At 38.7% G+C, this 14425-nt stretch carries 11 protein-coding genes; 4 read left to right on the top strand and 7 right to left on the bottom strand.

What is annotated here, in order from left to right; translation table 11 throughout:
* Window positions 1-411: 411 nt before the first annotated feature.
* The gene (gene tgt / locus NNJ73_RS08090) at window positions 412-1530 is read right to left on the bottom strand and encodes a tRNA guanosine(34) transglycosylase Tgt (RefSeq protein ID WP_254493699.1); all 1119 of its coding nucleotides are present in this window, start codon (window positions 1528-1530) and stop codon (window positions 412-414) included.
* Between the two features lie 928 nt (window positions 1531-2458).
* On the opposite strand from tgt, the gene NNJ73_RS08095 reads away from it, so the two are divergent.
* Complete coding sequence (locus NNJ73_RS08095; RefSeq protein WP_254493608.1) at window positions 2459-2743, top strand: hypothetical protein; 285 nt, start codon at window positions 2459-2461, stop codon at window positions 2741-2743.
* A gap of 239 nt (window positions 2744-2982) precedes the next feature.
* Here the strand turns inward: NNJ73_RS08095 and NNJ73_RS08100 are convergent, their stop codons facing one another.
* From NNJ73_RS08100 to ssb, 5 genes are all read right to left on the bottom strand, one after another.
* A complete protein-coding gene (locus NNJ73_RS08100) occupies window positions 2983-3495 on the bottom strand; it encodes a peptidylprolyl isomerase (RefSeq protein WP_254493609.1) in 513 nt (170 codons plus the stop codon).
* 17 nt (window positions 3496-3512) lie between these two features.
* On the bottom strand, window positions 3513-4115 hold the full coding sequence (locus NNJ73_RS08105; RefSeq protein WP_254493610.1) for a peptidylprolyl isomerase: 603 nt from the start codon (window positions 4113-4115) through the stop codon (window positions 3513-3515).
* Between the two features lie 12 nt (window positions 4116-4127).
* Window positions 4128-4625 carry a pantetheine-phosphate adenylyltransferase gene (gene coaD, locus NNJ73_RS08110; protein ID WP_254493611.1) on the bottom strand — a complete coding sequence of 166 codons (498 nt, stop codon included), beginning with the start codon at window positions 4623-4625 and terminating at the stop codon, window positions 4128-4130.
* Window positions 4626-4649: 24 nt separating this feature from the next.
* The gene (gene gyrA / locus NNJ73_RS08115) at window positions 4650-7433 is read right to left on the bottom strand and encodes a DNA gyrase subunit A (RefSeq protein ID WP_254493612.1); all 2784 of its coding nucleotides are present in this window, start codon (window positions 7431-7433) and stop codon (window positions 4650-4652) included.
* A gap of 230 nt (window positions 7434-7663) precedes the next feature.
* Window positions 7664-8170, bottom strand: a complete 507-nt coding sequence (gene ssb, locus NNJ73_RS08120; RefSeq protein WP_254474180.1) for a single-stranded DNA-binding protein — start codon at window positions 8168-8170, stop codon at window positions 7664-7666.
* A 329-nt stretch (window positions 8171-8499) separates the two neighbouring features.
* Here ssb and uvrA point away from each other — a divergent pair, with 329 nt between their 5' ends.
* Window positions 8500-11415: an excinuclease ABC subunit UvrA gene (uvrA, locus tag NNJ73_RS08125; protein WP_254493613.1), complete on the top strand. Its 2916-nt coding sequence runs from the start codon at window positions 8500-8502 to the stop codon at window positions 11413-11415.
* 154 nt (window positions 11416-11569) lie between these two features.
* Here uvrA and NNJ73_RS08130 read toward each other — a convergent pair whose 3' ends face one another.
* The gene (locus NNJ73_RS08130) at window positions 11570-11740 is read right to left on the bottom strand and encodes a hypothetical protein (protein ID WP_254493614.1); all 171 of its coding nucleotides are present in this window, start codon (window positions 11738-11740) and stop codon (window positions 11570-11572) included.
* Window positions 11741-12488: 748 nt separating this feature from the next.
* On the opposite strand from NNJ73_RS08130, the gene NNJ73_RS08135 reads away from it, so the two are divergent.
* Both NNJ73_RS08135 and glnA read left to right on the top strand, forming a co-directional pair.
* On the top strand, window positions 12489-12827 hold the full coding sequence (locus NNJ73_RS08135; protein WP_254493615.1) for a P-II family nitrogen regulator: 339 nt from the start codon (window positions 12489-12491) through the stop codon (window positions 12825-12827).
* Window positions 12828-12883: 56 nt separating this feature from the next.
* The gene (glnA, locus tag NNJ73_RS08140; protein WP_254493616.1) at window positions 12884-14293 is read left to right on the top strand and encodes a type I glutamate--ammonia ligase; all 1410 of its coding nucleotides are present in this window, start codon (window positions 12884-12886) and stop codon (window positions 14291-14293) included.
* Window positions 14294-14425: the final 132 nt, after the last annotated feature.

Raw genomic sequence — 14425 nt, forward strand, 5'->3', positions numbered from 1 at the left:
CTATAAATTTTAAAGATTATAATATTACTTTGTTATTATTTTAATTTTCTAAGAGTTTATCTGTTCTGCTGCATGTAACATATTCTTTACCTTAATCAATAAAAAAACACAAAAGAACTCATAAAAATACAATTTTCATACTTCTTTAAGAGTTCGCTAACGCCTCATTAACATTGTTGTTTTAGACAGTCATCAGAAACAGAAATAAACTGTTTTTCTCCGGATCAGGTAGCGCGTACCGGAGTAACAGTTTCTGTTTTGTATGATAATTATAAAAAAATATGTGCCTCATAAAATAGCACCTTTACGTTTTAAGATAGTGCAATTCTATATTTTTGGAAGGTATTTCTAATTTCATTTTTTTAGTAAAATTTATAAGTAAAAAATAAAATGCTATATGAGATGAATGTGTTAGCGCCCTTGTGCCCATAGAGCACGTGTTTCAGCACAGAAATCAGCATAACAGCCTTCTTCAATGGCATCACGAATTCCTTGCATCAATTGTTGGTAATAAAAAAGATTATTCCAAGTCAACAACATCCCCCCTAGAGATTCACCAGATTTGATCAAATGATGCAAATAAGCACAACTATAATCATTTGCTGCCGGACAAAGTGACAGTGGATCAAGAGGATGGGGATCTTCTGCATAACGCGCATTGCGTAAATTAATTCTACCAAAGCGCGTAAAAGCTAAACCATGGCGTCCTGCACGCGTTGGCATAACGCAATCAAACATATCAATACCACGCGCAACACTTTGTAAAATATCATCAGGTGTCCCCACTCCCATAAGATAGCGTGGTTTATCCTCTGGCAAAATCGGACAAGTAATATCCAATACTGCTGTCATAACACTCTGTGGCTCACCAACAGCAAGCCCTCCAATCGCGTAACCTTTTAAATCCATTTCTTTTAATGCTTGAGCAGAACGTTCACGCAGTTTCATATTATCACCCCCTTGAACAATCCCAAACAATGCTTTATCTGGCTGTTCCCCAAAAGCTGTTTTACAACGTTGTGCCCACCGCAATGAAAGTTCCATAGCTTCTTCCATCTCTTTTTCAGTGGCCGGTAATGCAATACATTGATCCAACTGCATCTGGATATCTGCATCAAGAAGTCCTTGAATTTCGATAGAACGCTCTGGACTCATTTCATAGTAGGCTCCATTAATGTAAGAGCGAAAAATCACACCTTGTTCGTTAATTTTACGGATGCCCGCCAATGACATAACCTGAAAACCACCAGAATCGGTTAAAATAGGTCCATTCCAGCGTGAAAATTTATGTAATCCTCCCAAACGGGCAACTCGTTCAGCGCCTGGACGCAACATTAAATGATAAGTATTCCCCAAAATAATATCCGCCCCAAGATCACGTATTTGATCCATATACATAGCCTTAATGGTTCCTGCCGTCCCCACAGGCATAAAAGCAGGTGTGCGAACACACCCACGTCCGGTAATAATTTCACCTCGACGTGCACATCCATCTTGAGCAATTTTTCTATAATGAAATGTTTTTATCATCACTGTTATCTTCTTCGATTTGATTCCATCAATGCATACTTCTATAGAAAGAAAAAAGATATCTTCCTTACAAGCATTGCCATAAATTTTATGAATTAATTTTTGATTCACTCAAACCAGTATAAAAAGATAAACGAGATAAAAGAACATTTACTATCAAGAAACCACTATAATTAAAGAAATAACCTAGCTCCAGAAAATAACAAAAATATCACACCTCAAAATATCGATGCTTAACACACCAAAGCCTTAAAATAGAACTGTGAAATTATTATCTCAATAATCTCGTCTTTACGTCCTTTCATAAGCAAGAATTTTGTACACATTCGCTTCCGATATGCTTCAATTTGAAAAATAAATTTTTTCATCTATTGTGCAACAGATTGATTTATAGAGATAATTCACTTTTTGTATATTGAATGAGAGAGCCCAATAGCGTAAAATTGTCTCATTCCAAACCTAAACTATATTGAATTAATCACTTACTTATACATTGCAAGAAACTAGGCCCTGTAGTAGTGAAACTATACAATAAAAGACTAAAAATGACTCTTGTGAATGCTCTTCAAGTGCCAAGAACTTGAGTTGCAACATTAGGAACTGGCAAAGTGTGTGATAGTGCCAGCTTGCTCTTTTATTAAGCTATTAAGCATCAAGATAGTGCTACTCAATAAGTTTTATATGACTCATAGTGACCTTACCGTTAGATTATCCACGAAATGGACTTAGATGTGCTAAGAGATGTTTCTTTAAAACAAACGCATAAATATGCAACACAAGTATATTTCATTTAAAGTATTCCTCCATAAAAGAACGAGCAAAACAAAAGTGTAAAGCATGCATAATCTCTGTCATCTAAAAGATATTGCTTTAAATGATTTTGAAAAAAATAAATCTGAATTAAAAAGGAGATGACAAGATCAACTTTTTGTGTTCACCTTTACGTCTTTATATTCTTCCCAAATTAGATAACCTTCCTGTTTTAGAGATTATACCAATAAGAATATACACAATACGCTCGCGCTTTCACCTTGCCTATGAAGATTGGAACAGACAGGCTCTTACCTACCTCAATATGTGTTTCAAACATGCTGCTGCATTAGGATTGGATGTTAATATACAAGCAGCAACAAAAGCACATTCTTTTCAAGAAAGGAACAAAACCACTAAGAGACCAGCAATGAATCGAAGAGAAGTGCCGGCATTTTTATAAAACACTTTGCAAAACACTCCCCCTAACACAACTGGCTTTTCGTTTTTTTATCCTAGCCGCTTTCCGTACAAACCCTTAACATATTCTTGAAAATCAAATTGAAGGGAATAATAGAGAATTCTAGCTCAAAAATATGAAAGGAAAGTATGATACTACAAAAGTAGTTTCGTATACCTTTATTGATCAGAAAAGAATATTTTTCTCCCAGAAATTTACAATTGAAATCAGTATAATCTATACTACTTTGCATCCGCAGCAATAACAGCTTTGGTAATTACATCAGGATCGATAACAGGTTCACCGCGCTTAATTTTATCAACATTTTCCATACCTTCAACCACCTGCCCCCATATGGAATATTGACGATCAAGCCACGGAGCATCTGCAAAACAAATAAAAAACTGCGAATTAGCGGAATTTGGATTCTGACTCCGTGCCATAGAAACTGTACCACGCTTATGAGAAAGATTTGAAAACTCTGCCGTTAAATCTGGTTTTTCTGAACCACCCGTCCCCGCACGTGATAAATTAAATTTTTCACCATCCTTCTTTCCAAATTGCACATCACCAGTCTGCGCCATAAAACCATCAATAACGCGATGAAAAATAACATTATCATAAGCGGCTTCACGAACAAGTTCTTTAATACGTGCAACATGGCCAGGCGCTAAATCAGCAAAAAGTTCAATAACAACTCTGCCCTTCGTCGTTTCAAGAATTAAGATATTCTCTGGATTTTTATTCTCAGCCATATGAAAACTCCTTTGATTTATCTTTCAATTTGTAAAGTAGCAGCATTAATAACATCAGGATTTGTTACAGACCCATTATTACTTGCGGTGCCTTTTTTAATGTTATCAACAACATCCATCCCCTTTATGACTTCTCCAACAATCGTATACTGACCATTCAAAAAAGGAGCATCATCAAAACAAATGAAGAATTGAGAATTCGCGGAATCCGGATCTTGTGAACGTGCCATCCCAACAGTACCGCGCTTAAACGACTGCTTTGAAAACTCTGCTGGTATATTGGGATAACTTGAACCTCCCATACCAACGCGTTTCAGATCAAAATCTCTACTGCCTTTTTTTCCAAACTTTACATCACCAGTTTGTGCCATAAAGCCAGGAATAACGCGATGAAACACAACATTATTATAAGCTCCCTCTTCTGTTAGTTTTTTGATTTGCGCAACATGTTTTGGTGCCAAATCAGAACGCAGACGAATAATAACATCACCGCCTTTGAGAGATAAAACAAGCAGTCTTGCATCACTTGTTGTGCTTACTGAGCTGAAATTATCAGCAACAGCGCGCAATGAAAAAAAACAAAAAACACATATTAAAACAACAAGAATTCTACGAAACACAATTATTCCCCCCTATAAAGACTGGAATTTCGAACGTAAAGCTTGTGCAATATTGGGCGGCACAAATGGTGTCACATCCCCTCCCATAGAGGCAATTTGACGGACCAATGTAGATGTTATTGCACGTCCACAAACGCTTGCTGGCAAAAAAACAGTTTGCAATTCAGGAGCCATAATAGCATTCATCCCAGCCATTTGCATTTCATAATCAAGATCAGTACCATCACGCACCCCACGAATGAGAAATGAAGCACCAACTTCACGCGCCTTCTCAATGAGAAGGTTATCAAATGAAAGAACCTGCAACCGATCAGAATCCACCCCCAACAAATCTTTCCCTACCTGCGTAATAAAACCAACGCGTTCTTCAAAGCTAAAGAGTGCTTTTTTGTCTGCCTGTATACCTATAGCAACGATCACCTTATCAGCTAACACAAAACACCCTTTCAAAACATCAAGATGACCGTTTGTAAGAGGATCAAAGGAACCTGGATAAAAAGCAATTTTCATGATTGTACTCCACCCTCTTCAAAATTACTTTTCTTCGCTCATATCAACTGTATCAGAATGCTTCTCACCTTCATCCTCTAATGAACGCGTATCATCTTCAGGTTCAGAAATACGCTCAACCGATACGACTCTTTCACCTTCAGCTGTATTAAAAATTGTCACCCCCTTCGTTGAACGCCCAGCCGTACGAATTCCCTCAACAGGGACGCGAATAAGCTGTCCCCCATCTGATACCAACATAATTTGATCTTGTGCCTTCACGGGGAAAGCCGCTACTAATTTACCAATTTCAGCTGTTTTAGATGGATCTGTTGCACGAATCCCTTTTCCACCACGTCCCGAAATCCGGAATTCATAGGAAGAAGAGCGTTTGCCATAACCAAATTCACTCACGGTTAAAAGCATTTGTTCACGTGCATGAAGTTCTGCATAACGCTCATCTGTTAACTCTGTTTCAGCGCCCCCATCTTCCTCATCAAGCGTAACAATATCTTCAACATCAGCATCTGCACCATCAGCACGCCGTTCATTCATCACACGTTTAATGTAAGCAGAACGCTCAATGGACGTGGCCTCAACATGCTCTAAGATTGTCATCGAAATGACTTTATCGCCTTGAGCTAAATTGATACCACGAACCCCTACAGAATTACGCCCTACAAAAACACGAACACCTACCACTGGAAAACGGATACATTGTCCATTCGCTGTTGTGAGAACCACATCATCGTATTCTGTACAGGTCTCAACAGAAAGAATTTCATCTTCTTCATCAAGTTTCATGGCAATTTTACCATTACGATTAACCTGAACGAAATCTGATAACTTATTACGACGCACAGTTCCACGTGTTGTCGCAAACATGATATCCAATGCACTCCAACTTGCTTCATCTTCTGGCAAAGGCATAATCGTTGTAATGCGTTCGCCTTGTTGTAAGGGAAGCATATTGATCAAAGCCCGTCCGCGCGATTGCGGTGTACCCAGAGGCAGTCGCCAAACTTTTTCCTTATAAACAATCCCCCGTGATGAAAAGAAAAGAACCGGAGTATGCGTATTGGCGACAAACAAACGCGTAACAAAATCCTCATCTTTTGTAGACATCCCAGAACGTCCCTTACCACCACGACGCTGTGCACGATAGGTATTAAGAGGAACGCGCTTAATATAGCCACTATGGCTCACCGTTACCACCATATCCTCTGGTGCGATCAGATCTTCACTCTCCATCTCAGCGCGACCAAAACCAAATACGCTCCGTCGCGGCGTTGCAAATTCCTCACGAAGAGCAGTCAACTCATCTTTAACAATACCCATAATGCGTACACGCGATGCCAAAATATCAAGATAATCAGCAATATCCACGCCAATTTTATTCAATTCATCGGCGATTTCATCACGTCCAAGGGCTGTCAACCGTTGCAAACGCAATTCTAAAATAGCACGCGCCTGTTCTTCAGAGAGATTATAAGTACCATCCTCATGAATAATATGACGGGGATCATCAATAAGTTTAATTAAAGGTGCAACATCCACCGCTGGCCAGCGTCGCTCCATTAACTGTGTACGTGCTGTTTGCGGATCAGGCGCTTTGCGAATAAGGGCTATGATTTCATCAATATTGGCAACAGCAAGGGCAAGACCAACCAAAACATGGGCCCGCTCACGGGCTTTACGCAAAAGATATTTTGTTCGCCGACTAACAACCTCTTCCCGAAAATTAACAAATGCACGAAGCATATCAAGCAACGTCATTTGTTCAGGTTTTCCCCCGTTCAACGCAACCATATTACAACCAAAAGAAGTTTGCAGCGGCGTATAACGATATAATTGGTTTAAAACAACTTCCGCAACAACATCTTTTTTCAACTCAATAACGACACGATAGCCATCACGATCAGATTCGTCACGCAAATCAGAGATTCCCTCAATGCGTTTATCACGCACTAATTCCGCCATTTTCTCAATCATCGTTGCCTTATTAACCTGATAAGGAATCTCACTCACAATGATTGCCTGTCGACCACTGCGAATTTCTTCAATTTCAACTTTAGCACGCATAATAATTGAGCCACGCCCTGTCTCATAAGCTGAACGGACACCAGAATGGCCCAGAATAATCCCCCCTGTAGGAAAGTCTGGACCAGGAATAATTTCAATGATTTGATCGAGTGTAATACTAGGATTATCAATTAAAGCGATACAACCATCAACAACTTCACCAAGATTATGGGGCGGAATATTGGTTGCCATTCCCACAGCAATCCCCCCTGAGCCGTTAACCAAAAGATTAGGGAAACGCGCTGGTAAAACAACCGGTTCACGTTCACGCCCATCATAATTATCCTGAAAATCAACAGTATCTTTATCAATATCAGCTAAAAGCGCTTCTGAAACCTTTTCTAAACGACACTCCGTATAGCGCATTGCCGCAGGCGGATCACCATCAACAGAACCGAAATTCCCCTGACCATCAATCAATGGATTTCTCAAAGAGAAGTCCTGCGCCATACGCACCAAAGCATCATAGATTGAAGCATCACCATGGGGATGGAATTTTCCCATAACCTCCCCAACAACACCAGCAGATTTACGATACGGTTTATTAAAAACAAGTCCCATTTCATTCATGGCATGAAGGATACGTCGATGAACAGGTTTAAGACCATCACGGACATCAGGGAGTGCACGCGAAACAATAACGCTCATCGCATAATCGAGATAAGAGCGTTGCATTTCATCAATAATGCTGATTGGTTCAATACCGGTTAGCACATCACGTTCTAGCTGTGGAGTAAGATCGGTCACAATTTAAAAACTTTCAAAAAAGAATCATTTCATTTTGTTTATATCGAAAAATACACCAGAATGCTAATTTCTCGCCCATAACAAAGGAGAAATTTAACAATATTTTTCAAGATGTTATTAATTTCTATCAAAAATTACCCCTAATTAAACAATTTCCACTTCGCTAAACTCCAAAAATCTAAAACAAACAAACCATAAAGAAATCGTAATACTTTAAAATTTAAAGGCTCTTAGAAAGGAACGTCATCATCTAATTTGTGAGAAAAACTTTCTCCCATTTGGCTATTATTTTGACCAAAAGTATTTCTCTGATTTGAGCTACTATCCGCAAAGCCACCACTGTAACTGCCCCCTTGACTTGCTCCTTGCTCCCCACTAGCTCCCCCACGCCCATCAAGCATTTGTAATTCACCACGGTATTTTTGCAAAACAACCTCCGTTGTATAACGATCATTTCCATTTTGATCTTGCCATTTCCGTGTCTGTAACTGTCCCTCAATATAAATTTTGCTGCCTTTTTTTAAATATTGCTCTGCAATTTTGACAAGGTTCTCATTAAAAATAACAATATTATGCCACTCAGTGCGTTCTTTTCGCTCATTTGTATTCCGATCACGCCAACTTTCTGAAGTAGCAATACGCAAATTTGCCACTTGATCTCCAGAATTCAAACGGCGGATTTCGGGATCTGACCCGAGATTACCAATCAAAATAACTTTATTAAGGCTACCAGCCATCGCATAAACTCCAAAATTTTAATTCGTAAAATACTGTTATAGAACAGTTATAACCATCTTGACCTTCAATTTGCACGCCTGTAATTGACCTTCAATACGGATATTGTTATCCTTTCCCAATATTGGATCCGTGTAATTATAACAAAATATGATAACGACGCATAGTTTATTCCATCACTAGAGAATAAAAAGCTGCTTATTTGTATTTTCTTTTCATAAAATTATACATTCTTTCTACGTTAAAGCAGCCAAACACGTTGTAATTCTAAAAAAACAGTTTTATTCCATTTTAGAGGCTCAATTTTTGTCACATATGCTAAGGATAAAATATGACTCATCAAAAATATATCTCCATTCGCGGTGCACGTGAGCATAACCTTAAAAATATTGATCTCGATCTTCCTCGTGGTCAACTCATTGTTATAACAGGACTTTCTGGATCAGGAAAATCATCTTTAGCTTTTGATACAATTTACGCTGAAGGACAACGCCGCTATGTCGAAAGCCTTTCGGCTTATGCACGCCAATTTCTCGAAGTCATGCAAAAACCCGACGTTGATCGCATAGACGGCCTTTCTCCAGCCATCTCCATTGAACAAAAAACCACCAGCCGCAACCCGCGTTCAACAGTCGGTACCGTCACTGAAATCCACGACTATATGCGTCTCCTCTTTGCTCGTATTGGTATTCCTCATTCCCCTGCGACAGGACGTCCCATTGAAAGTCAAACGGTAAGCCAAATGGTTGATCAAATTATGGCCTTACCAGAAGGAACGCGAATTTTTATTATGGCCCCCTTGGTGAGAGGACGAAAGGGAGAATATAAAAAAGAGCTCACAGAACTTTTAAGAAAAGGATTTCAACGCGCTAAAGTCGATGGAGATTTCTATGAAATCCCTGATATTCCACCTCTTGATAAAAAATATAAACATGACATCGATGTCGTGGTAGACCGTATTGTTGTCAACAAAGATATCACCTCTCGCTTAGCGGATAGTATAGAAACCTGTTTACAGCTAGCAAATGGACTTGCCATTGCTGAAATGGCTGACCAACCCTTGGCACAAAAAGAAACGACAAAGGAATCAGCTCATAAGTCAAAAAATGACACACATAAACGGCTTCTTTTTTCAGAAAAGTTTTCCTGTCCTGTATCAGGTTTTTCTATCCCTGAAATTGAACCACGCCTTTTTTCGTTCAATAATCCTTTTGGAGCCTGTCCTCTCTGCGATGGACTGGGAATCAAAAAGGCAATAGACCCAATAAAAGTTGTCCCCAATAAAAATCTTACCTTAAAAGACGGAGCCATTGCACCTTGGGCTAAATCAGATTCACTTTATTATAGCCAAACCTTAGAAGCATTAGGAAAAACTTACGATTTCAAACTCACAAATCAGTGGTGTGAACTCTCTCATGAAGCACAACAAGCTATTCTCTACGGTACAAAAAGAAATGAAATTTCTTTTATCTACAAAAATAATTCTGGTTCACATAAAATGACTCAACCTTTTGAAGGAGTCATCCCCAATATGGAGAGACGCTGGAAGGAAACTGACTCTGCTTGGTCGCGTGAAGAAATTGAGCGTTATATGTCTTCTTCCCCTTGTCCAGCCTGTCACGGTTATCGTTTAAAACCAGAGGCACTCGCTGTAAAAATCCATGGGATGCATATTGGGCAAATATCAGATCTTTCTATTCTCAAAGCAGATGATTGGTTTGCCAATATTCATCAATATCTCACGGAAAAACAACGCAATATTGCGGTACGTATTTTAAAAGAAATTCGCGAACGCTTAGCTTTTTTAAATCATGTAGGATTGGAATATCTCACCTTATCTCGAAATTCAGGGACACTTTCAGGGGGAGAAAGTCAGCGCATTCGACTAGCTTCCCAGATTGGTTCTGGTCTTACAGGAGTCCTTTATATTTTAGACGAACCATCTATCGGTTTACATCAACGCGATAATGAACGTCTTTTGGAAATGCTGCGCCATTTACGCGATCTTGGTAATACAGTCATTGTCGTTGAACATGATGAAGATGCCATTCGCACAGCAGATCATGTTGTCGACATGGGCCCTGCGGCAGGCATTCATGGTGGTGAAATCATAGCGCAAGGAACACCACAAGAAATTATAGAGAATCCAGCTTCTCTCACAGGCCAATATCTTTCAGGAAAAATGGCGATTAGACTACCGACAGAGCGACGCAAAATATCAAAATCGAAAACCCTTAAAGTCATCGGCGCCAAAGGCAATAACCTTAAAAATATCAGTGCAAATATCCCTCTTGAAACCTTCACATGCATCACCGGTGTTTCTGGAGGAGGAAAATCAACATTTCTTATTGAAACGCTTTTTAAAGCAGCATCCCATCAGATCATGGGTAGTCATCACAGTCCTGCCAGCTATGATAAAATTGAAGGCTTAGAATTTCTTGATAAAGTCATTGATATCAACCAATCCCCCATTGGGCGCACCCCACGCTCTAATCCCGCAACCTATACAGGGGCTTTTACACCGATTCGTGACTGGTTTGCCGAACTTCCAGAATCAAAAGCCCGTGGTTATAAAGCGGGACGTTTTTCATTTAATGTTAAAGGAGGACGCTGCGAAGCCTGCCAAGGTGATGGAGTCATCAAAATTGAAATGCACTTTTTACCGGATGTCTATGTAACTTGCGATGTCTGTAAAGGAAAGCGCTATAATCGAGAAACACTAGAAATAAAATTCAAAGGACAATCTATCGCCGATATTTTGGATATGACAATCGAAAAGGCTGAGGAATTTTTCCACGCTGTTCCGGCTATTCATCGTAAAATGGAAACCCTCATGAAAGTAGGATTGGGTTACATAAAAGTAGGGCAGCAAGCGACCACGCTTTCTGGTGGAGAAGCACAACGTGTCAAGCTTGCAAAAGAACTTTCACGAAAAACAACGGGACGTACACTTTATATTTTGGATGAACCGACAACAGGTTTACATTTTCATGATATTTCTAAACTTCTTGAAGTTCTCCATGAACTAGTCGAGCAAGGCAATACTGTCATCGTCATTGAACATAACCTTGACGTTATCAAGACAGCCGACTGGATTATTGATTTAGGCCCAGAAGGTGGAGATCGTGGGGGTGAAATCGTTGCAATTGGACGTCCTGAAGACATTATTAAGGTTCCCGCTTCCTATACGGGAAAATTTCTAAAAGATGTTTTACGGCGCCAATCTTTCTACAATTCCAACTCTTAAAAAGGCTTACCCTTGAAAATACAGCATACGAATAAAGCCTGTACTTTTTATTGTTGCCTGTAAATTATTTGTCTTATGCCAGTGCAGCAGCATGTTTAAAACAAAGACTGAAACGTTTTTTAGCGCTTTATAAGCTGTTTCGGTTTTCGTATTATCAATAGGAACGCGCGCATAATGGCGTATCTTTTTCCTGTTTGTTTATATCTGAAACGACCAGACAGTCTAATTTGGGAAGAATACAAAGTCTTAAGGATATAAAAAAGTTTTCATCTTTTCCATCTCCTTTTAATTCATCTTGATCTTGACGATTTTCAAAAGCATCCACAGCAAGATCTTATAATGCAGATTGAACATCGCTTTACACTTTTGTTTATCACGTTCTTTAATAAGATCAGGCTCTTCGAAGGGATGGAACACCCCAAACGGAATAATTTGCGTTGCCAATTCCAGACGCCTATTTAAAAAAAAATATTTCTCAATGCTCTAAAGCCCATTTCACGACATCCCCTGAAATGGCATTTTGATACATCGATTATTGTACACCAGCATCTTTATGCTTATGGCAGGATAAATCGTCGCTATCATGATATTTACCAATATTTGCTACTCTCCATTGCTACCTCAAAGCCCTTACATTTGAAATGTCATACATTATCGGCATTTTATTTCTCTCTTAACCGTTTTTATCCGCACACTCATACGATTAGGATATATAAAGATATTGTTTTAATTGATTGATGATAAAAAGATCTAAAATGAGAAAATCTCACGCGATTAAAGTTTCTCATTCAATATGAGAAACGTTTACTTATCTTTATAAGTCAATGTATTATTCAATAAAAAAGTAAAAACTCTCTTATTATATTATTATCTTAATTCTATACAAAGAATTGTAAGATTTTTTTCCAAAACAACAGCATTGCGCTTTATTCTACAAAAAACTCTCCTTCAAGAGCATAGAGTATCATTGTTTTCGAGTTTTTGTGCACAAAGTATCTGTTGGACATCTTAGAGTTGTCAATATAATGTGATCCAGTCTAAAAAGACAAAATAACGTTGGAGATAATTTCAGCATGAAAAAAATTGAAGCCATTATAAAACCTTTCAAACTTGATGAAGTAAAAGAAGCGCTTCAAAAAATTGGATTACATGGTATTACAGTAACAGAAGCAAAAGGTTTTGGTCGTCAAAAGGAACATACAGAACTTTATCGTGGTACGAAATATGTTGTTGACTTTCTCCCTAAAGTAAAGATTGAAATTGTTGTATCCGATGAAAAACTGGAACAAACTGTTGATGCAATACGCAAAGCAGCTCAAACAAAACATATAGGAGATGGAAAGATATTTGTCTTTTCCATTGATGATGTCATTCGTATAGGCACTGACGAAACTGGGATCGATGCTCTTTAATAAACAACGAACAATTCACCTTTATTACCCTCAACGCCATATTAAGGAAATTGAATATGACAACCGCATCAGATATTATCAAACAGATTGCAGACAACGAAATCCGTTTTGTTGATTTACGTTTTACTGATCCACGAGGAAAATTGCATCACATTACAATGGATATTGCAGAGATCAGCGAAGATACCTTTAGTGATGGTGTTATGTTTGATGGTTCTTCAATTGCTGGTTGGAAAACAATTAATGAATCTGACATGGTTTTAATGCCTGATCCCAAAACAGCGCATATTGATCCTTTTTTTGCTCAGTCTACTTTGGTCATATTTTGTGACATCCTTGACCCTGTTTCTGGTGAGTTTTATCGTAGAGATCCTCGTTCTATCGCCAAAAGGGCTGAGGTTTATATGAAATCTTTAGGTATTGGAGATACAATCAATATAGGTCCAGAAGCAGAGTTTTTTATCTTTGATGATGTGCGCTATAAAACAGACCCTTACAATACAGGATTTAAACTCGATTCAAGTGAACTTCCTTCTAATGATGATACAGAATATGAAACAGGCAATCTAGGACATCGCCCACGAATGAAGGGAGGCTATCTTCCTGTTCCACCGATTGATTCCTGCCAAGATATGCGTTCTGAAATGCTCACAGCACTCAAAGATATGGGCGTGCAGGTTGAAAAACACCATCATGAAGTAGCAGCCGGTCAACATGAATTGGGGATTCGTTTTGATACGCTTGTTCGCGAGGCTGATAAGATGCAAATTTTTAAATATGTTGTGCATCAAATAGCAAACAGTTATGGGAAAACAGCAACTTTTATGCCAAAGCCTATTTTTGGTGACAATGGCTCAGGAATGCATGTCCATATGTCCATTTGGAAAGATGGAAAACCCATTTTTGCGGGAAATGAATATGCCGGACTCTCAGAAACATGTTTATTTTTTATTGGTGGTGTTATTAAGCACGCAAAAGCAGTCAATGCCTTTACCAATCCATCCACAAACTCTTACAAGCGCTTGGTTCCTGGTTATGAAGCTCCTGTCCTTCTTGCCTATTCGGCACGTAATCGTTCTGCATCTTGCCGTATTCCAATGAGTTCTTCGCCAAATTCAAAACGTGTAGAAGTTCGTTTTCCAGACCCAACAGCAAATCCCTATTTAGCATTTGCAGCCCTTTTAATGGCTGGTCTTGATGGCATCAAAAACAAAATTCACCCTGGACATGCTATGGATAAAGATCTTTATGATCTTCCCTTAAAAGAACTTAAAGAAATCCCTACCGTTTCGGGAAGTCTGCGTGAAGCACTTGAAGCACTCGACAAAGATCGTAGCTTTCTAAAAATGGGCGATGTTTTTGATGATGATCAGATTAATTCCTTTATTCAAGTAAAGATGCAAGAAGTCTTGCGTTACGAAACAACGCCTCATCCTGTTGAATTTGATATGTACTATTCTGTTTAAACAATCAGTACGTATTCTTTTGATTTTTAAAATGGAGGCGAAAGCCTCCATTTTTGTGGATATCCGCCTCATGCCAGAGCATAAGAAGCTTTTTTCTCATCTGCTTTTCCTTTATAATCATTTTGGATTTTT

The organism is Bartonella sp. B1099 (genome assembly GCF_944801835.1).
GTDB lineage: Bacteria > Pseudomonadota > Alphaproteobacteria > Rhizobiales > Rhizobiaceae > Bartonella.